Origin of the sequence: Microcoleus sp. Pol12B4, from assembly GCF_036701385.1 — a bacterium.
Taxonomy (GTDB): Bacteria; Cyanobacteriota; Cyanobacteriia; order Cyanobacteriales; family Microcoleaceae; genus Microcoleus.
Map to the genome: position 1 here is coordinate 12,238 of NZ_JAUBQR010000029.1, position 19,600 is coordinate 31,837.

At 46.0% G+C, this 19,600-nt stretch carries 12 protein-coding genes; 5 read left to right on the forward strand and 7 right to left on the reverse strand.

Going from position 1 to position 19,600, the window contains the following annotated elements:
* Positions 1-15 precede the first annotated feature (15 nt).
* Both QUA38_RS06415 and QUA38_RS06420 read right to left on the reverse strand, forming a co-directional pair.
* Entirely contained in the window at positions 16-807 is a 792-nt protein-coding gene (locus QUA38_RS06415) for a hypothetical protein (RefSeq protein WP_333160213.1), read from the reverse strand.
* 159 nt (positions 808-966) lie between these two features.
* The gene (locus QUA38_RS06420; RefSeq protein WP_333160215.1) at positions 967-1,422 is read right to left on the reverse strand and encodes a hypothetical protein; all 456 of its coding nucleotides are present in this window, start codon (positions 1,420-1,422) and stop codon (positions 967-969) included.
* A 251-nt stretch (positions 1,423-1,673) separates the two neighbouring features.
* Between QUA38_RS06420 and QUA38_RS06425 the strand changes: the two genes are divergently transcribed.
* Both QUA38_RS06425 and QUA38_RS06430 read left to right on the forward strand, forming a co-directional pair.
* Complete coding sequence (locus QUA38_RS06425; RefSeq protein ID WP_333160217.1) at positions 1,674-9,458, forward strand: hypothetical protein; 7,785 nt, start codon at positions 1,674-1,676, stop codon at positions 9,456-9,458.
* 343 nt (positions 9,459-9,801) lie between these two features.
* Entirely contained in the window at positions 9,802-10,911 is a 1,110-nt protein-coding gene (locus QUA38_RS06430) for a hypothetical protein (RefSeq protein ID WP_333160219.1), read from the forward strand.
* Between the two features lie 79 nt (positions 10,912-10,990).
* Here the strand turns inward: QUA38_RS06430 and QUA38_RS06435 are convergent, their stop codons facing one another.
* From QUA38_RS06435 to cobU, 3 genes are all read right to left on the reverse strand, one after another.
* The gene (locus QUA38_RS06435; protein WP_333160221.1) at positions 10,991-13,060 is read right to left on the reverse strand and encodes an AarF/ABC1/UbiB kinase family protein; all 2,070 of its coding nucleotides are present in this window, start codon (positions 13,058-13,060) and stop codon (positions 10,991-10,993) included.
* Between the two features lie 77 nt (positions 13,061-13,137).
* Positions 13,138-13,560, reverse strand: coding sequence for a hypothetical protein (locus tag QUA38_RS06440; RefSeq protein ID WP_333160223.1), 423 nt, complete (start codon positions 13,558-13,560; stop codon positions 13,138-13,140).
* Positions 13,561-13,837: 277 nt separating this feature from the next.
* The gene (gene cobU, locus QUA38_RS06445; protein ID WP_333160225.1) at positions 13,838-14,413 is read right to left on the reverse strand and encodes a bifunctional adenosylcobinamide kinase/adenosylcobinamide-phosphate guanylyltransferase; all 576 of its coding nucleotides are present in this window, start codon (positions 14,411-14,413) and stop codon (positions 13,838-13,840) included.
* A gap of 186 nt (positions 14,414-14,599) precedes the next feature.
* On the opposite strand from cobU, the gene QUA38_RS06450 reads away from it, so the two are divergent.
* Both QUA38_RS06450 and QUA38_RS06455 read left to right on the forward strand, forming a co-directional pair.
* Positions 14,600-15,571, forward strand: a complete 972-nt coding sequence (locus QUA38_RS06450; protein WP_333160227.1) for a glycosyltransferase family 2 protein — start codon at positions 14,600-14,602, stop codon at positions 15,569-15,571.
* Positions 15,572-15,672: 101 nt separating this feature from the next.
* Entirely contained in the window at positions 15,673-16,629 is a 957-nt protein-coding gene (locus tag QUA38_RS06455) for a glycosyltransferase family 2 protein (protein WP_333160229.1), read from the forward strand.
* Between the two features lie 88 nt (positions 16,630-16,717).
* Here QUA38_RS06455 and QUA38_RS06460 read toward each other — a convergent pair whose 3' ends face one another.
* Positions 16,718-17,515 carry a cation diffusion facilitator family transporter gene (locus tag QUA38_RS06460; RefSeq protein WP_333160230.1) on the reverse strand — a complete coding sequence of 266 codons (798 nt, stop codon included), beginning with the start codon at positions 17,513-17,515 and terminating at the stop codon, positions 16,718-16,720.
* 55 nt (positions 17,516-17,570) lie between these two features.
* Between QUA38_RS06460 and hpsU the strand changes: the two genes are divergently transcribed.
* On the forward strand, positions 17,571-18,248 hold the full coding sequence (gene hpsU / locus QUA38_RS06465) for a hormogonium polysaccharide biosynthesis acetyltransferase HpsU (protein WP_333160232.1): 678 nt from the start codon (positions 17,571-17,573) through the stop codon (positions 18,246-18,248).
* 19 nt (positions 18,249-18,267) lie between these two features.
* On the opposite strand, the gene QUA38_RS06470 is transcribed toward hpsU, so the two are convergent.
* A complete protein-coding gene (locus QUA38_RS06470) occupies positions 18,268-19,596 on the reverse strand; it encodes a response regulator (RefSeq protein ID WP_333160234.1) in 1,329 nt (442 codons plus the stop codon).
* Between the last annotated feature and the right edge of the window lie 4 nt (positions 19,597-19,600).

The window sequence follows — 19,600 nt, forward strand, 5'->3', positions numbered from 1 at the left end:
TAACTCCTTTGATGATTAAAATTCGTAAATTTCGCGAAATCTTTGCAAGTGAGGGCGACATTGAACTCGGTGAAAGGCATACAGGGTAGGATACGAGCAAGAAAGCTCTGCTGCTAATACGGTGAAACTTTTGCCGGCTGATAAACCTTTTAATATAACTTGACAAGTTATATCTGGTCGCCCTCTAACGTGTTTACTCAACACCCGATCTGGATCGGTATCAATCCAGGCTTGAAGTTCTGTAAAAAGCTGAGCTGTTTCGAGAATGTGAGTTCGATCGCGATCGGGTAAGTCTTCGATTTTTTCGATTTGTTTTCCATCTTTGAAGATTTTTTTGCTACTGGATCTCCTGTTATTTTCTCTATCTACTCTCGAAGCCAAATTTTGCAGCCGTCGCTTGAAATAATAATTGAACCAAGTAATGACATTGCCGCGAGCGCGATCGTACTGAGTTCCAGTGCGGGATTCGCACAAATTGCTAGAGAAAAACTCCCACTGTTCTTGCAAAGCATCTTCATAGTAAGGTAGATTTTCCTTCCAGATCAGGCCGGAGTTTTTCATCTTAGTCAGAAGCTGGTGCAACAAACGGCTGCGCTTCAAACCGGGAGGATGCTGGCAAATTTGGGTGACAAGCCGATCGAGATCTTGATATAGAAGTTGTCTGTGGGATAATTTCGATTCTCCCTCACCCTCAACAGCATTGGTTTCGTTCTCGGATAATTTCGATTCTCCCTCACCCTCAACAGCATCGGTTTCGTTCTCGGATGGGCGGTCTTCCCCCTCGGAGGGGATGTACTCATCATTCATAGTTCAGTGCGGCCGCAACTTTGTTCCTACATTTACTTATCAGGGTAAGTTGGAGGAATTTATGCGAAATTCTGAAAGTTTTTTTGAGCGAATGGTTGAAAGTCTTGCTGTGCCGTGGATTGGGTCGTTCAATTAGATGTGAATTTTTGTTAAGACGCATCAAAACCTGCATAAACCGGGTTTTGGCGATTTATGCAGGTTTGTAAGGAAGTATTCTGCGAAAAACCCGGTTTCTGACCACCAGTGCGTAACATCGATCGCCCTTAAATCCCCAAAACAACCGTTGTTCCGTACTTTCACCCAGTGTTTGCCAAACTCGACAAAAAAAACTTGAGAGTTTTGCATAAAACTACTGAGCTCACCTCGATAAGTAAATAGGAACAACAAAAAGGCTTTAGGGGCGATCGCCCTTAAATCCCGAAAACACCCGTTGTTCCGTACTTTCACCAGTGTTTGCAAAACTTTATCAAAAAAAACTTGAGATTTTTGCAGAAAACCACTGAGCTCACCCTGATAGATATACAGAAGGAAAATTACGAAGTTCGATAGCACTTGTTGAGATTTATTCAAAAGTGCGATCGCCCGTAACTTCCCGATCGAAATCCGAACCAACATCCCAACGGATATTGGAAAGGGCTTCTTCCGATGTTGGTTTAATCTATTTCCACGGTTGCATTTATTGAGTTCATTTGAACTGGTAATTGCGACAACAGAGTTGAAGTGCGATCGCGCTTCGCGACACTTCAGTTTGGGTAAATGACGGATATACGACAGCTAGAGAGTGCAGAAGTGTGATCGGGCTTGTCGATAGAGTCGCTTTGTCAATTTTCAGAACACATTGTATCTACTACGCGAGGATAAAAATCATGGCTACTTCTAACAACTCTTTCAACACCGCGATCGAAACTTCTTTGCAACATGTTTACAGCATTTTGAATAATTTTGCCAATGGTGATGATTTTGTTGCCAAAGTTCAAAGTATTTTCGGCACAAATTTTGATGCTGGTAAGTTAGAAGAGATCCGCCAGCAGTGGGTTAACAGCAATTTTGCATCTCTGCCTGCGATCGAAATTCGCACTGGTTCTGAACTCCAAGGGGCTAATGCTGTTTATGCGGGTTCAAATAACACCATTTATGTTTCCGAAAACTTTTTGACCAAAAATACTGATAATCTTCAAGGGATTACCAGTGTTTTATTGGAAGAAATTGGTCATTCTGTGGATTGGAGTATTAACACTTATGATACTCCTGGGGATGAAGGTGCCATTTTTTCCGCAACAGTTTTAGGTCAACATTTAGATGCTTCTACTTTGGATGCAATTAAACAAGAGGATGACTCTAATCTTTTAACTCTCGACAATTCTATTATTGTTGTTGAACAGTCAATAACAACAGGAACTTATTCCGATGGTATCGACTTCGGCCGTTATGCTTTTAAGGCTGAGACAGCAGACTATATAGAAAAGTTTTCTGGAATACAAATTGAGAATTCTTATGACTATGACTCTGAGGATTCTTTGATTCTAAAGACAGGATACCCTGGGTTTGAGAAAACTTTTTTTGATGAAGGTGGCTTGAAGGCTGGAATCAAGCTAGGAGGTGGATCGTTTGGCGCAGGGTTTAAAGCATATGCAGGTATAAATTTAGGTGAAATAGATTTCGATCTTCCATTGCAAGCTCTTTTGAATGCAAGTGATTCTGGGAAAAAACTTCTGTTTGACTTCACCACTATCTTTGATGCAAAGCTTGGCTATACAATTCCTTCTGCTTATGCAGTTTTAGATGCTATCTTTGACTACAATATTGGTTCACTGAGTGCATCTGCAAGTATTGCTGGAGTGGGTACAGAGCAAACCATTTTTGGTGGTATAAGTGGAGATTTTACACACAGAATGGTTAACATCAATACGTTAAATAATCCAGTAATACAAGTGAACCTATTGCCAGGACAAGTTAATTTTCTAGCTCCTTCAATTAGTGTTAATACAATTCCCCTATTGGGTGGTTTGGCAACTTTTAAAGCAAGTCCCCTCCCCAACTTTAACTTTAGCTTGGAAAATTTATCTACAGAAGACCAGTTTTCTATCAAGGCTAGCAATCAAAGACCTCCCAATCCTGAAGATATTCCTCCTGGCGCACCTAATCCCGATCCATCTCTTCCAGATGAGTTGGCTCGCTTAACCCTAAATTTTGATAAACTTCTAGCAAAAATACCACAGTTAGCATTTCTCGCTCAGAGCATAGAAACTGGACCATTTAGTGTTGGATACAGGCTACTACCTATGGAGCTTACTGGTATAGTAAGTGCAATTTATGAACTTGAGGTAGGAATTAGAAATACTGAACCCAAAATAATTGGCGGTGAATTTCTAGATGTTACCACCCCATATTCTGAGCTTGATGAATTACTCGCCAAGGATCTAGACAATGATTCCAAGATGGATGTTAAATTTGAACTGAATCCAGATATTTTCTTCAAGCCAAACTTTGCATTAGATTTAGAAACACAGTTTAATGTAGATATCGGGAGGCTTACCGCAAAAGTAGACTTTAGTAGTACAGTCTTCAGCAATCCCTTGCTAAAAAATGTCAGTGCAAATGTTAACCTTATTGACCTACCTGAAATCGTTATTGATGGGTTGAGCCGTCGCATTGATATTTTCAAGTCAGATTTCAGCATACCTTTCAACGATCTTTATGCAAAGTTTAATGGGGGTGTGGCACCAGAATTTAACAAGATTTCTGTCCAAATACCATTTAATGCCATTTATCCAAATGTAGGAACGGCTGGAGATGACGTTTTAAATTTACCTGAATCTGCTGGTGATGAAAATCTATATGGTGAAGCAGGTAATGATGTCCTTTACGGCAATTCATCCGCCAATAGAATCATGGGTGCCGAAGACAATGATTCTATTTATGGAGGTGTTGGTAATGACAGTCTTCATGGCGAACAAGGAGATGATATCTTGCAAGGCGAACAAGGCAATGATTTCTTGAAAGGAGGAATTGGCACAGATACAATCAGTTACGCTAATTCAGTTAGTGGTGTTATTGTCAACATTGATGAAAGCACCAACTACGAACACGTACAAACAGCAGAAATATTTGACATTGAACCTAATTTTGCAATTGGTTCAGGAAAAGCATCAGATGGCTTTGGTTCAGCAGACAATATTGTTGAAGTTGAAAATATTGTTGGTTCTTCTTACGACGATATTTTAATCGGCAATGCTTTAGATAATGCCATTGAAGCAGGTGCTGGCAACGATCTTATTGTTAGCAGTGCTGGCAACGACCGAATAGAAGCAAATGGAGGAATTGACACTGTAAGTTTCCGTCGCGATCCTAGCGGTGTTTCCGTCAGCCTGAAAAATGGTATTGCTACAGATGGATTTGGCGGGCAAGATAATATTTCTGGTCTAGAAAATGTTGTCGGTTCTAGCTTTGGCGATCGCATTGAAGGTGACGATGGAGTTAATATAATCACCAGTGGTGCTGGCAATGATATTGTTTATGCCTTAGCTGGCGATGATATTGTTTATGCTGGCACAGATAACGACGAAGTACGTGGTGGCGACGGTAAAGACATCCTCTTCGGCGAAGCTGGCATCGACACTCTACAAGGAAATGAAGGTGAAGATATCCTCGACGGCGGGATTGATAGCGACCTTCTCTACGGCAACGCTGGCATCGACATTCTCTACGGCCGTGAAGGCGACGACATCATCGACGGTGGTAGCGAAAATGACCTACTTTACGGCGAACAAGGAAACGATAAACTCTACGGCCAATCCGGTAACGATATTATCCAAGGCAACCAAGGCGAAGACTACGCCGAAGGTGGCAGCGGCCGCGACAGCATCCAAGGCAACGAAGGCAACGACATCCTCTACGGACAAGATGGCAGCGACACCGTAGAAGGCAACGCCGACGACGATTTCATCGACGGTGGCAGTGGCCAAGACTCGCTTCTGGGCAATACCGGAGATGACATAATTTACGGACAAGCCGGCAACGATGTCATCCAAGGCAACGAAAACAATGACTGGCTAGAAGGCGACGACGGCCAAGACATCATTGATGGCGGGGCCGACGACGATGATATTTACGGACAAGCAGGGGAAGACAACCTTTTCGGCAGTCAAGGCCAAGACTACATCGATGGTGGTGACGGCAAAGATACCCTGTTTGGCGGCTTCGATGACGACGTACTTTTAGGCCAAGCCGGCGATGACACTCTCAACGGCAACGCAGGCAACGACGAATTATTTGGCGGTACTGGCAATGACTCGTTAATCGGAGAAATCGGCGATGACTTAATTGATGGAGGAGAAGGAGTCGATCTCGTTAATTACATCAATTCTCCCAGTGGCGTTATCGTTAATATTGACGAAAATAGCGACTACGATAACAACACCAACCAACGTTTCAAAGAATTCGTCACCGCAGTTAATCCCAGCGAATATTACACCGAACTCGAACGGGATTTTGAAGTTGCCGCTGGTACTGGCAAAGACGGTTTTGGCACTACAGATGCTTTGAGAAACTTAGAAGACATCATCGGTACTCGCTTTGAAGACATCCTAATTGGCAACGAAAAAGATAACCGAATTTGGGCATTAGAAGGCAACGATTTATTAATTGGCAATGCCGGCAATGACTCATTTTACGGCGGAGAAGGCATCGACATTCTCAGCTACCGCCGCGACCCGAACGGCGTTACTGTGAATTTACAAACAGGCGATGCTATCGACGGTTGGAAAGGCCAAGACAAAATTGCCGACATTGAAAACGTCGCCGGTTCTCGGCATGACGATAATATTACCGGCGACGATACGGTTAACGTTATCACCGGCGATGCTGGGAACGATCGCATTTACGGACTCGGTGGCCACGACCAACTCTACGGCGAATTCGGCAACGACCTAATCTACGGCGGCGAAGGCGGCGACAGCATCTACGGCAACCAAGACCGAGACACCCTATACGGTGAAGCGGGTCAAGACTACATCCGAGGTGGCGATGCCGACGACTTAATCTACGCCGGTAGCGATGACGACACCGTTGCCGGAGACGCTGGCTACGGCAACGACACAATTTTTGGCGAAACAGGCAAAGACTTACTCTACGGCGGCGCTGGCGACGACTTTGTGTACGGCGGCGAAGACAAAGACACCATCTACGGCGAAGGCGAAAACGACAAACTCTACGGAGAAGGAGACACCGACCTAATCTACGGTGGCATCGGCGACGACGAACTCTCCGGCGGCGACGATGCCGACACCCTCATCGGCGAAGCCGGCAACGACACTCTCGCAGGCGATGCAGGCGACGACACCCTAGACGCCGGAACAGGCAACGACTATCTCTACGGCGGTACCGGCAAAGACACCCTAAATGCTGACCTCGGCAACGACCAACTTTACGGCGGCGACGATGCCGACATCCTCCTCGGCAAAGAAGGCGACGACAACCTCTACGGCGAAGCGGGCGACGACACCCTCGATGCAGCCGAAGGCAACGATTCCCTCTACGGTGGAGACGGCAAAGACATTCTCGATGCCGGAATTGACAACGACTATCTCTGGGGTGGTCAAGACGATGACACTTTATCAGCCCAAGCTGGCGATGACTACTTGTTTGGGGAATCTGGCAACGACATCCTTGATGCAGCAGAAGGTAACGATTCCCTCTACGGCGGCGACGGCAAAGACACCCTGTTCGGCGAAGCTGGCAACGATTTATTAGAAGGTGGTTTCGGCGACGACTCACTTTTAGCAGGCGACGGTAACGATACCCTTCTCGGTCAAGCTGACAGCGACACTCTGTACGGCTTCAGTGGCGATGACATCCTGGAAGGCAACTCAGGAAAAGACCGACTTTTTGGGGAACTCGGCAACGATACTCTCAATGGTGGTACGGAAAACGATACCCTCGAAGGCGGTGACGGTAACGACATTCTGGACGGTGGTGATAATAACGACAGTTTGTTCGGACAAGTCGGTGATGATACGGTTATCGGCAACCGTGGCGATGACATTGTTGACGGCGGTTCCGGCAATGATTTGCTTGAGGGTAATCAAGGGCGCGATCGAATTTACGGTCAATCCGGCCTCGACACCCTGTTCGGTGGCGACGATAGCGACACTCTGTGGGGAGGCGATGACGCTGACAACTTGCTGGGAGAATCCGGCAGCGATACCCTGTTCGGCGGTTTCGGCAACGACCAACTCGACGGCGGGGAAGATAATGACAGCCTCTACGGGGAAGGTGGCGATGATACCCTAGCTGGCGGAACAGAGGATGATTTCGTAGATGGGGGCACCGAAAACGATACTCTCTCCGGCAATGACGGCCGTGACAAATTATACGGCCGCCAAGGCAACGACTTTTTAGAAGGCAATGCCGATAACGACCAACTGTGGGGTGGAGATAACGAGGATACGCTGTTAGGACAAACTGGAGACGACCAACTGTGGGGTGAATCTGGCAATGACAGCCTTGATGGTGGCGAAGGGGCTGATCGACTTTTTGGTCAAATCGGCAAAGATACCCTCTCCGGTAACAATGGCTACGACTACTTAGAAGGTGGCGGAGACGATGATAGCTTGACTGGGGGCGCTGGGGGCGATCGCATTTACGGAAATGACGGCAACGACATCGCCGACGGCAACAGCGGCGACGACTACATCGACGGCGGCGCTAACAACGATACTTTAGCAGGGGGAGAAGGGCGCGATCGCATTTTCGGTCAAGCCGGCAACGACAGCCTCGAAGGCAACGACGAGAACGACTTCATCGATGCCGGAACCGGAAATGACACCCTGTGGGGCAACGACGGCGACGACGAACTCTACGGCCGAGAAGACCTTGATTTCATCGACGGCGGCCGCGGCAGCGACCAAATCTACGGCGGAGATGCAGCCGACACCCTCCTCGGACAAACCGGAGAGGATAACATCGACGGTGGTTCCGGCGCAGACTCGATTCTCGGCGGCGATGGCAACGACAACATTTGGGCAAAAGCCGGCAACGACTTCATCAACGCCAACGCCGGCAACGACAACATTTGGGGCGACGAAGACGACGACCTGATTTTTGGAGAAGCAGGCGAAGACAAAATCGACGGCGGTTCCGGCTACGACAGCATAGACGGCGGCGCGGGCAACGACCAACTGTTCGGCGGTACCGGCAACGACCAATTATTAGGAGGTGCCGGCAACGACAAAATTGACGGCGGTACCGGCAACGACCAATTATTAGGAGGTGCCGGCAACGACTTGATGTTTGGCAGTCAGGGGCAAGACACCATGCTAGGCGAAGTAGGGGAAGACACCCTCTACGGTGGCGATGAAACCGACTTGATGGACGGCGGCGCCAGTAACGACTTGGTTATCGGCGACTCCGGCGACGACACTCTGACTGGTGATTCCGGCGACGACACCCTCGTCGGCAGCAGTGGCAACGACTGGATGGGAGGAGGTAACGGCGACGACTTAATGTTCGGTGAATGCGAGGACGACACCATGTTGGGAGGTGCCGGTAAGGACACCCTTGACGGCGGTTGTGGCAACGACTTGCTAACTGGGGAAGCTGGCAGCGACAACCTCTTGGGTAACGAAGGCGATGACAGTCTCGATGGTGGCAGCAGTAATGACACCCTCGATGGCGGTAATGGCAACGACTTCTTAAATGGTGACAGCGGCAACGACAGCCTTAACGGTAACGATGGCGATGACAGTCTCTACGGCGGCGAAGGTAACAACGTGCTCAAGGGCGGAAATGGTCAAGATTCGCTGATTGGAGGCAGTAGTTCCGACATATTTGTGCTGGCACCAACTTCGGGACTTGATAACATTTTCTACTTCCAGGCCGATCGCGATTACTTCGGACTCACACAAGACCTCACTTTTGACCAATTACAAATAGTTCAAGGTGGCGAAAATTATACTAACGATGCTTTGATTAGCATCGCAGGCACCGGCGAACATTTAGCTTGGGTGAAAGATACTCAATTTAGTGCGATCGACAGTTCTCGGTTTATTTCCATCATCCCCGGAGCCCCGCTGCCTGGAGTTTTCAATACTCCCTCGGATATCGATCTTTTAACCGGCGAACCTGTTGATAGTGACGATGTTCTAAGTGCGATCGACAGCGGTTCTAGCACTAGCCCATCAAGCACGACTACTGAACCAATTAGTCAGCCAAACAGCATGACTACTGCATCAATTAGCCAGTCAAACAGCACGACTACTGAATCAATTAGTCAGCCAAACAGCACGATTACCGCGCCAGCAGCCAACCCACAACCGCTAACAACAGCTACTAATCCAGTCATTTCGACAGCAACTGATGGCACAACTACCACCGATGACATCTTGCTAAATGGCGGTCCAACTCCAACCATGAACAGCTTTAGTGGCATTGATGATGACATCCTAATCTACGACTCTAACAGCTTGTTAACATCTCTAACCAGCGCTCAAAGTCAGCCAATTATTCCTTTGCAAGCGGTGAGTGTTGGTAGTGCGATCGCTCCTACTGCTAATAATTATGCTAAGGACAATAGCCTCTTAATTACTCCGGCTGCAACTCCCAGCAACCCACTATCAGTTAGTGATTCCAGTGGCATTCCTAACTTGAATTAATCGCCGATCGCTGGCAATCCATCGAATACATAAAAACCCGGTTGCTTCAGTAAGCCGGGTTTTTTTATGGGTTGTTTTCAAGCACCAGCAATTCTGCGATTAGACTATACAGTTCCCAGGCCGATAGTAAATACATTTTGCGATCACCCTTGAGTGCGATATCAATCACAAATGTAAAATCTTGTTACAAGTTACTTGACATCAGTCATTAAATCTATTTTGGAATGACTATAATTGGGAAAACGTAATGCTGTCATTCGCTCTAGGTTGCGAAGGGGATCGAACCCTTGCCAGAAAGCCATTGAGGGCGTCAGTCTTGTCTATAAGGAAATCCGAAAATTCCATGCACAAACTAACTAGAATTTTATTCACTACAGCTTTAACCCTAAGTATCTTGTGTTCTCCCACAGCAGCTTTCGCCAAAGCAAAAATTCAGATAGCCATCCTTTTAGATTCTAGTAATAGCATGGATGGATTGATTGACCAGACTCGTACTCAACTTTGGCAAATTGTGAATTTTTTAACTAAAGTAACCAAAGATGGCGAAGTACCAGATTTAGAGGTTGCTCTGTACCATTATGGTAATGACAGCTTACCTTCCTCGGAAGGTTTTGTCAGATTATTAACTGGGTTTACTCCTGAATTAGATTTAGTTTCCGAAAAGCTATTTAGTATCAAAACCAACGGCGGTCAAGAATATGCTGGCTGGGTAATTCGTTCAGCAATGCAACAATTAAACTGGAGTAAAAATCAGGAAGATTTTCGCGTGATTTTTATTGCGGGTAATGAACCATTCGATCAAGGTCCAATAGTTTGGAATCAATCTGTCAATCTCGCGGTTAAAGGAGATACACTCGTTAATACAATCTACTGTGGTTCAGCCGAAAGTCAGGAACGAAGACTTTGGGCATCAGGAGCAGAGTTAGCAAAAGGCAGTAGCTTCAACATTAATCAAAACCAACAAATTGTGGTAATTAAGTCCCCTTACGACGACGAAATTTCTACTTGGAATACTAAACTCAATCAAACCTACATTCCCTACGGTAGAGAAGGAAGAATAGGACAACAACGTCAAGCAGTTGAAGATAGTAATGCTGGCAGCAATAGGGTGTTGCGTAGTGCGTCAAAAGCTTCTGAATACTATGATAATGCTTCTTGGGACTTGCTCGATGCTCTCGAAAACGGAACAGTTAAACTAGAGGCAATATCAGATGATAATTTACCCGAAATTATGCGAGGGATGACGCTAACAGAAAAAAGAGCATATGTAGCTGGAAAGAAAACCGAAAGAGAGGCGATTAAAAAAACGATCCGCGACTTATCTCAAAAGCGTACAGCATATATTGAACAACAGCGGAAATCTAGTACCAATAGTGGTGAAAATACTCTCGATCGCGTAATAATTCAAAGTCTCCGCCAGCAATTAGCCGCTAAAGGATTCAAACTTAATTAAAAGAACGCAGACAAAATTTCATCTGCGTTCATCTGTGTTTATCTGCTAATATCTGCGGTCAAAAAAACGCCCCCTCCAACTACTTCGCCGCAGGTAAAGACAACTGAGGCGAAGCTTTAGGGTAGCTTCCATTCACGGGAATCGCATCCGGTTCTTGCGAAAGCAAAAACTCGCGAATAACCCTAGCAACTGCTCTTTGAGCTAAACCGCCGACTACTTTCTGCCCCATATTCTGCACTTCCGGTTTCACCAACAACTGCGGAAGTAGCTGCAATACTTTCATCGTGTCAAAACCGGGAGTTGATTGCAAAATATCCCAAATCCGCTTGATGTGTTCTAAGTTTTTTTGTTCAGTCGGTGAAACCACAGGTTGATTTGCCTTGACTCCAAACCATTCGCCGACGACTGCTTTAGCGTTAGCAAAAGCGTTGGTGGAAAGTGTGTCGAGACTTTTGACTAATTCCAGGACAATACGATCGCGAATGAAATCTCCTCTTTCGGAAAATAAATATTCTAATGCTTGGTTCAAGATTTTGCTCACATCGTAATCCTCGCTCTCGCGGGCATTTTTGAGCAAGTTTTCTAAGCGGTTCCAGCGGAATTCGCCTTGTTTGAACAGCAAATCTTGCAGGGATGCTCTCAATTCCGGTGCGGGGTCGCTCAACAGCCGTTTTGCTACGTAAGGATAAGCTTTGCTCAACACTTTGAATTCGGGGTCAACGTTGATGGCAATCCCTTCTAAGGTGACGAGCGATCGAATAATCAAAGCATAGTAAGCTGGAACCCGGAAAGGATATTCGTACATCACCGCCGAAAGCTCGTCAGTAATGCTTTTGAAATTCAGTTCGGCAACGCTAGCACCCAAAGCATTGTTAAAGACGCCCGCCAAAGCCGGAATAATTGGCGTCAAATCCGTATCTGGTGTTAAAAACTCCAACTTGACATAATCTTTTGCCAAACCTTCAAAGTCGCGGTTCACCAAATGCACCACAGCTTCCAACAAGCCGTATCGCTGATAAGGTTTAACTTCGCTCATCATCCCGAAATCGAGATAAGCTAATTGACCATCAGGAGTTGCCAAAAGATTGCCGGGATGCGGGTCGGCATGAAAGAAACCGTGTTCTAGAAGTTGTCGGAGAGAACACTGCACTCCCACTTCAATTAAGTAAGGAGCATCTATTCCTTGAGCTTTAACTGCTTCTAAATTCGTAAGTTTGATGCCGGTGATCCACTCCATTGTTAAGACGCGGCGGCGGGTATATTCCCAGTAGATGCTGGGAACATAAATGTCTTTGATGTGACCGTATAGTTGGGCAAACCGTTCGGCATTTTGACCTTCGTGGGTGTAGTCCATTTCTTCGTAAATGCGCTCGCCCAACTCGTCCATAATGCTTGCGAGGTCACTGCGAATTATTTTGAAGTTGTTTTGTGCCCAAACTGCAACGCGCCGCAGGATGTAGATATCTAAGCCGATGTTTTCGGCTAAACCCGGTCGCTGCACTTTGATTGCGACTGTTTCCCCGGTTTTGAGTTTGCCTTTGTAGACTTGTCCGAGAGATGCTGCTGCGATGGGATCGGGGCTGATTTCTGCGTAGATGTCTTTGGGGTGGGCGCCCAATTCTTCTTGGATGAATTGATATGCTACTTCGTTCGGAAATGCTGGCAATTGGTCTTGCAGCGTTGTTAGTTCTTCTAAATATACTGGCGGTACTAAGTCGGGCCGTGTTGAGAGTGCTTGTCCGATTTTGATAAAAGCTGGGCCGAGTTGGGCCAGAATTTCTCGCAGTCGGACGGCGCGACGCTTTTGGTTGGTGGCGGTACGACCTGTTTTGCCGTCGAACCACACACTGAAGGCAAAGCTAAAAAATGTCCAAACAACACTCGACAGCCTTCCCCAGACTTGTAGAGGTCGATTTCGGTACAGGGCTGCGATCGCCACGGGATCGTACCTAACAGCATCTCCTGCCAACTCGAAAGCTATGTCTCTGGCTGATTTGAGCCGATCGTCTGTTACGACATCCGTCTCTAGTGATACTGGTACTGCTTGCAGGGGAATTGTATTTGCATCTTGGAGATTGCCGAGTACAGCCTGAGTCCCTGAATTTACATAAGTTTGCGGGGAGGCTGGCGATACTGTCTTGACATTCATAAATCAGACCTAGTGTGAAGCATTGTAAATATATTGTAACAATTTAAGGAAGAAGACCCTTCTTCCTTCTTATATACTTACTCGCCGCTGGATCTTTTGAGTCGATCGCGAATGCCTGATAGTTGCGATTGACTGCTGACGGGCGATCGAGGTTGGGGCATTTCGGTATCGGGCCAGTTAGGTAAGTCGTTACAAGGACAAAACTCCGGGGGCATTCCGGTTTGGTTGAACACTACGGGCATAGCGCAGCGCGCGCAGGGACTGATTTCCCAAGCTGGCGTCAGCAGTTGGGCAATTGTTTCGTTGGTGCCTTCGAGGTAACAGTCTCCGCTGTCGCGGGAGATGATTTTTTGCCAGCACTCTTCAAATTCCTGGCTGTAGCGATCGCCCGCATTTACCGATTTGGGCAGCAGCGCTTCGGAACCGTTGCGAATTAATACTTTTTTGCCTAACTGAAACCAGTAAGCAATATATTTTCTTACTTCACTATCTGATGCCATAACTTTTAGTCAACCCTTCAACTAATTGATTATTTTAGACTTTTAATTTGAAATTAGCACTCTTTCTTAAGAGACATTTTACCTTTTACATAATTTCAAAACTTGGCTCTTCCTCATGTCAAATTGTTGTGCGATTGGCCCTATGGACTATGTTTTTTGACTAATTTATGTGAGTTTTGAGTTTTCAATCTTAGTTAAAATCATACCTGATTTACAGTTTAAATTGTCGTTCGGGAAACCGATATTTTTTCTCCCTTGTCGATCGCGACTCCGGCTGTTAATTTTTCGCTAGGGGCGGCAGCGGTGTACCCAGAGCTCTTAGATCCAAGGCGTAACCTCCGGTGGCGAGATAAACATTATCGGCGATCGCCCCGATGTGGCGCACGAGAGTGCCGAGGCGATCGCGAAACAGCCGCCCCGCCGGATAAGCAGGCACAACACCCCATCCGGTTTCTTCCCCTACCAAAATTACATCAGCCGCCGCCGACTTCAAACAGGCTAGCAAATCTTGCTGCGTAGTCGCCCAAACAGCAGCTTCTTGTTCCAAAAGATTTGCCGTCCAAGTTCCCAGGGAATCAATCAACAAGCAATCTGAGGGCTTGCTAGCCCGCACAACTGTCGATAATTCGATCGGCACTTCTAGAGTTGTCCAATCAACTGGACGGCGATTTCGGTGTTGTTCGAGGCGACGAAGCCACTCCAAATCGGCTTCATCAACGCGACTGGTAGCCACATAGATTATTTGTTTGCCCGAACCCGCCGCCAGAGTTTCGGCCCATTCACTTTTGCCACTTCGGGCAGGCCCAGTTACTAAGATTAATTGTCTAGATGTGGTGGGTTCTGAGTTAGTCATTAGTTATTAGTCAGCAGTCATTAGTCAGATACAAATGGTTAAACACAATTACCAATTACCAATTACCAATTACCAATTATCATTTAAACTGCCAACTACCAAATGCTTTTTAAGCGATAATAGCATTGATGAGACAATATCAGAGTAAGTCGATCGAGAACCCCCGTATTTCCCAAGCTGTTATTTATGCCAGATCATCCTCAAATATCAGCGATTATTTGCACCCACAATCGTGCCGCCTATTTAGGTGGGGCGATCGACAGCTTGCTGGTACAGGATTTTCCCGACAACTTTGAAGTAGTAGTAGTGGATAACGCTTCTAGCGATTATGCAAGCCCCGAAAGTTCGACTTCGCGCACCCGCGAGGTGGTAGAAGCAAGACAGGGCGATCGGCGTCTCAAGTACCTCTGGGAACCCGAAATCGGTCTGTCAGTAGCCCGGAACACAGGCGCTAAGCAAGCTCGCAGTGAAATATTAGCTTATCTCGACGACGACGCTATTGCTGAGCCGAATTGGCTTAGGGTGCTGCACGCGGCTTATCAAAGCAATCAAAAACTCGCCGTTGCTGGTGGCAAAGTCAATTTGCTCTGGCCTTCTGGAGTCAGCCCGCCCGAATGGCTGTCACCCGGATTGGCCCAGAACTTGGGAGCATATGATTTAGGCGATACTTGCCTGTACGTGACTGCTCCCGGTTTGACTCCCAGGGGGGTAAACTACTCGATCCGGCGCGCTTTTCTCGAACAAATTGGCGGCTTCGATGTCAAACTCGGTAGAGTCGGCACAAAATTGTTGTCAAATGAAGAGTTGCGCGCGACAGAATTAGCATTAGAGCTAGGTTGGCAAGTAGTTTATCTACCGGAGGCCCTGGTGCTTCACCATGTCGCGACAGAAAGGCTCAATAAAGCTTGGTTTCTAGAGCGCGGGTGGTGGCAAGGCATCAGCGAGTGTTATCGCGAACAATTGTCCGATCGAGCCGGTATTGCTCAGCTTGGGCGGGGGGGTGAAAGAATCTTGAGGGGTGTCTGGAAGTCTTTTAAATATATTAGAGATCCAGGGCTGCGCTTTGAAAATTTCGTTTTTGCCTGGGGTCAAATCGGTTATTTGAGCGCAGCCATCCGCCGCCTGATTTTTGCACCGAAATCGACCAGCAGGCATTAGGCTATAGGCAATATCCCTCGCTGCTCAAGTCGTCGGCGCGGCTGTGCCGATCGCACTTCATCTACAAAAACTCGACCGCATTCAGGTTCAAGCACTCGATTATGACATCTAGTTCATCCAAGATTCCGGTTTCAGTTCTCATTCCGGCAAAAGACGAAGAACTTAATCTACCTGCGTGTCTGGCCAGCATTGCCAGGGCGGATGAAGTTTTCATGGTTGATTCCCAAAGCAGCGATCGCACGGTAGAAATTGCCATCAGCACCGGCGCAAAAGTAGTGCAGTTTTACTTCGACAAGCGCTGGCCGAAAAAGAAAAATTGGTCTTTGGACAATCTACCCTTTCGCAACGAATGGGTATTAATTGTCGATTGCGACGAGCGCATTCCCCCGGAACTTTGGGACGAAATCGCGCAGGCGATCGAAGACCCCAATTTTGACGGCTACTACCTAAACCGCAAAGTCTTCTTTTTAGGTCAGTGGCTGCGTTACGGCGGCCGATATCCCGACTGGAATTTGCGTTTGTTCAAGCATCAAAAAGGACGTTACGAAAATCTCGGTACTGAATCCGTCCCCAATACTGGCGACAACGAAGTTCACGAACACGTCATTTTAGCTGGTCAAGTCGGCTACTTAAAAAATGACATGATCCACGAGGATTACCGCGATTTATTTCACTGGATAGAACGGCACAACCGCTATTCAAATTGGGAAGCTCGCGTTTATTACAATATTATTGAAGGGCGCGACGACAGCGGCACTATTGGCGCTCACTTATTTGGAGATGCAGTCCAGCGGAAACGCTTTCTAAAAAAAGTTTGGGTGCGGCTGCCGTTTAAACCCATGCTCAGATTTATTTTATTTTACTTCATTCAGCTCGGCTTTTTAGATGGAAAAGCTGGCTATATTTATGCAAGGCTATTGAGTCAATATGAGTATCAAATTAATGCCAAACTTTACGAGTTGCGTTGTTGTGGCGGTCAGTTGAATGTGGCGGAACCTGAGCCGCCTCTGTCGCCACCAGTAGTTATAACTCAGGAGACAGAAGTGAAATTGCCTTAATATTTTGGAGGCATGGAGGAATTGGAAATTAGGAATTGGTAGTTGGGAATTGGGAAAGTTACCCCCTACCGAGTGGCTTGAGGGATTTTCATTTAATAAGTTCTTCGAGGGATGGAAAAAGTAATCTTTCTGCGCTCACTTTTTCGCAATCACACGGCTGTTGACTGGCGGATATTGCTGATACTTTTCCCAACAGCAATTGGATGCTTTCAATTAGCAATGGTAGGGTTAATAAAATTATTGATGCTGACACCAGCAAGCTAATCAAGCCGTCAGCCCAATTCCAGTGTAGCCACGCTACGGCGATCGCCGCTAAAATTACTCCAACCGATGAAAATATGTCGGCTACGGCGTGCAGAAACGCGCTTTTGAGATTCAAGTCGCCGTGACAGCAGGAATGCAAGCAACAAGCATTAATCGAGTTGATGCTTAAACCCACTATGGCGGTAATTAACATCGGGAGCCCTTCTACTTCGGGAGTTGGGGACTGCAAGCGGGCGATCGACTCTGCGGCTATCCAAAGGGCGATCGCTACTAAACTGATACTATTAATTAAAGCAGCAATGATTTCTCCTCGTTCAGGGATTGACGGTTGTGCGAGCGTACAATCTACGGATTTACTTTTGCGTTTGACTGAGGAGTACCAAGTGGCTGTCAAAGTTATTGCTAAAGCTGCTACATCTGAAAAGACGTGACCCGCATCTGCTAATAGGGACAAACTATGAGAATTAAGTGCGGCGATTAACTCTGCTACAAAAAAGCTGCTAAGCAGTACCAATGCAGTTTGTAAAAGTCGCACTTTGCCAATTCTGGGATTTGTATTATCGCATTGTGCGATATCCTTGGCGTTTTCCGAGTCAAAATTGTCCCTAACTAGAAATGTCATGCAGCAGTCCTTAAGGTTAAACTTGATTTTAAATTAAACATTAAATTAACTATCAATGACCGATTATATACCAAATCCGCACCAAGATCCGGAAAATTTAATCGCAAATTCCCGAAATTCTGAAATAAACGATCGTCCAATTAGCGACAATCAGCTAAATACTTTGACAGGGGAATCTTTGGTTGATTTGCGGCTGTACAACCAATCAAATTTTGATCGGGGAAAGCCTGGTTGGCTAATTTTGGTTTGGTGGTTTGTGCAGGCGATCGCATTTCCTCTCACTCCACACCCTTTTAATCGCATCAGAAGGGGGTTGCTGCGGTTATTTGGAGCGAAAATAGGTCGGGGTGCGATCATTCGCCCCACCGCTCGTTTTACCTATCCTTGGAAAATTGCAATCGGAGACTACAGTTGGATCGGAGATGATGTTGTATTGTACAGTCTCGATCGAATTGCGATCGGTAAACACTGCGTCATTTCTCAAAAAAGCTACCTCTGCACCGGCACTCATGACCCTCAAGACCCAGCCTTTAGCTTAATAACAGCACCTGTAATCATTAATAACGGCGTTTGGATTGCCGCCGACTGCTTCATTGGCCCAGGTGTCGAAATCGGTGCAAATGCGTTAATTGGATCTCGCAGCAGCGTCTTTAAAAATATGCCTGCAGGCTTTATTTGCACAGGAACACCTTGTCGTCCCCGCTATCGGCGAGAAATTAACCAAAGTTCATAAGAGACATTGCAACGGGAAACTAAGCAGCTTTACAAGCTTGCTGCCGAATTGGAATTTCAATGACGAATTCTATTCCCTTTCCTAATCCAGGCTGGCAGTATAATCTGCCCCCATGCTTTTCAACGATAATTTGGTAACTGATAGATAACCCCAACCCAGTTCCTTTACCGATCGGTTTGGTGGTAAAAAAAGGATCAAATATTTTCGGTTGTAAAGTTTCGCAAACTCCTCGACCGTTGTCACTAATATGAATAGCCACCCAATTCTCGTCAATTACTTGTGTAGAAATTTGAATTCGGTTCGGGTGTTGTTTGATTTCTGCAAAGGAACGCTGCTGGTTTGATTCATCTAAAGCATCAATGGCATTGGAAATAATATTCATAAACACTTGATTTAATTGTCCGGCATGGCATTCTACTGGTGGAAGCTGACCGTACTTTTTTATTAGCTCAATCTCAGGATGCTCTGGTTTTGCTTTTAAACGATGATGCAGGATGGTGAGTGTACTATCAATTCCTTCATGAATATTTACAGCTTTCACCTCTGCCTCATCTAGGCGAGAAAAGATTCGCATAGACTTGACAATCTCCTGGATGCGCTGCGTTCCTAGGTTGATTGAGTTAAGAACTTTTATAAAATCTTCCTCTACAAATTCCAGTTCTATTTCATCCATTGCTGCTTGAATCCGAGGGGTGGGATTTACATAATCTTCTTGATAGAGGTGTATAATTTTTAGTAAGTTATGAGCATACTCTTGGGCATAACCCAGATTGCCAGAAATGAAATTTATAGGGTTGTTTATTTCATGAGCAATCCCAGCGGCCATTTGCCCTAAGCCGGACATTTTCTCGCTTTGGATTAACTTAAGTTGCATTTGTTGTAAATCTTCATAGGCTTGGCTAACTTCTAAAACTTTCTGCTCCAATAAGGTATTTTTTTCTTCTAATTTTTCAGCTAAAACATGAATTTTTAAATGCAGCTTGACGCGAGCTAATACTTCCTCCTGTTGGAAAGGTTTGGTAATATAATCTACAGCCCCAAGCTTAAACCCCTCAACTTTATTAGCCGTATCCGAGAGCGCAGTCATAAATATAACGGGAATCTGTTTAGTTTCTGGATTAGCCTGTAATTGACGACAGGTTTCAAATCCGTCAATTTCGGGCATCATGACATCTAGTAAGATTAGATCTGGTAGAGCATATTTAACTCGCTCTAGTGCCATTTTTCCAGATTTCGCAACCCGAACTTCAAATCCTGCTTGGCTTAAGGCATCAGATAATACACCTAAGTTAGCTGAATTGTCATCAACTATAAGAATCGTACTATTTGCTTGAATTTCTGAATTCATAAAC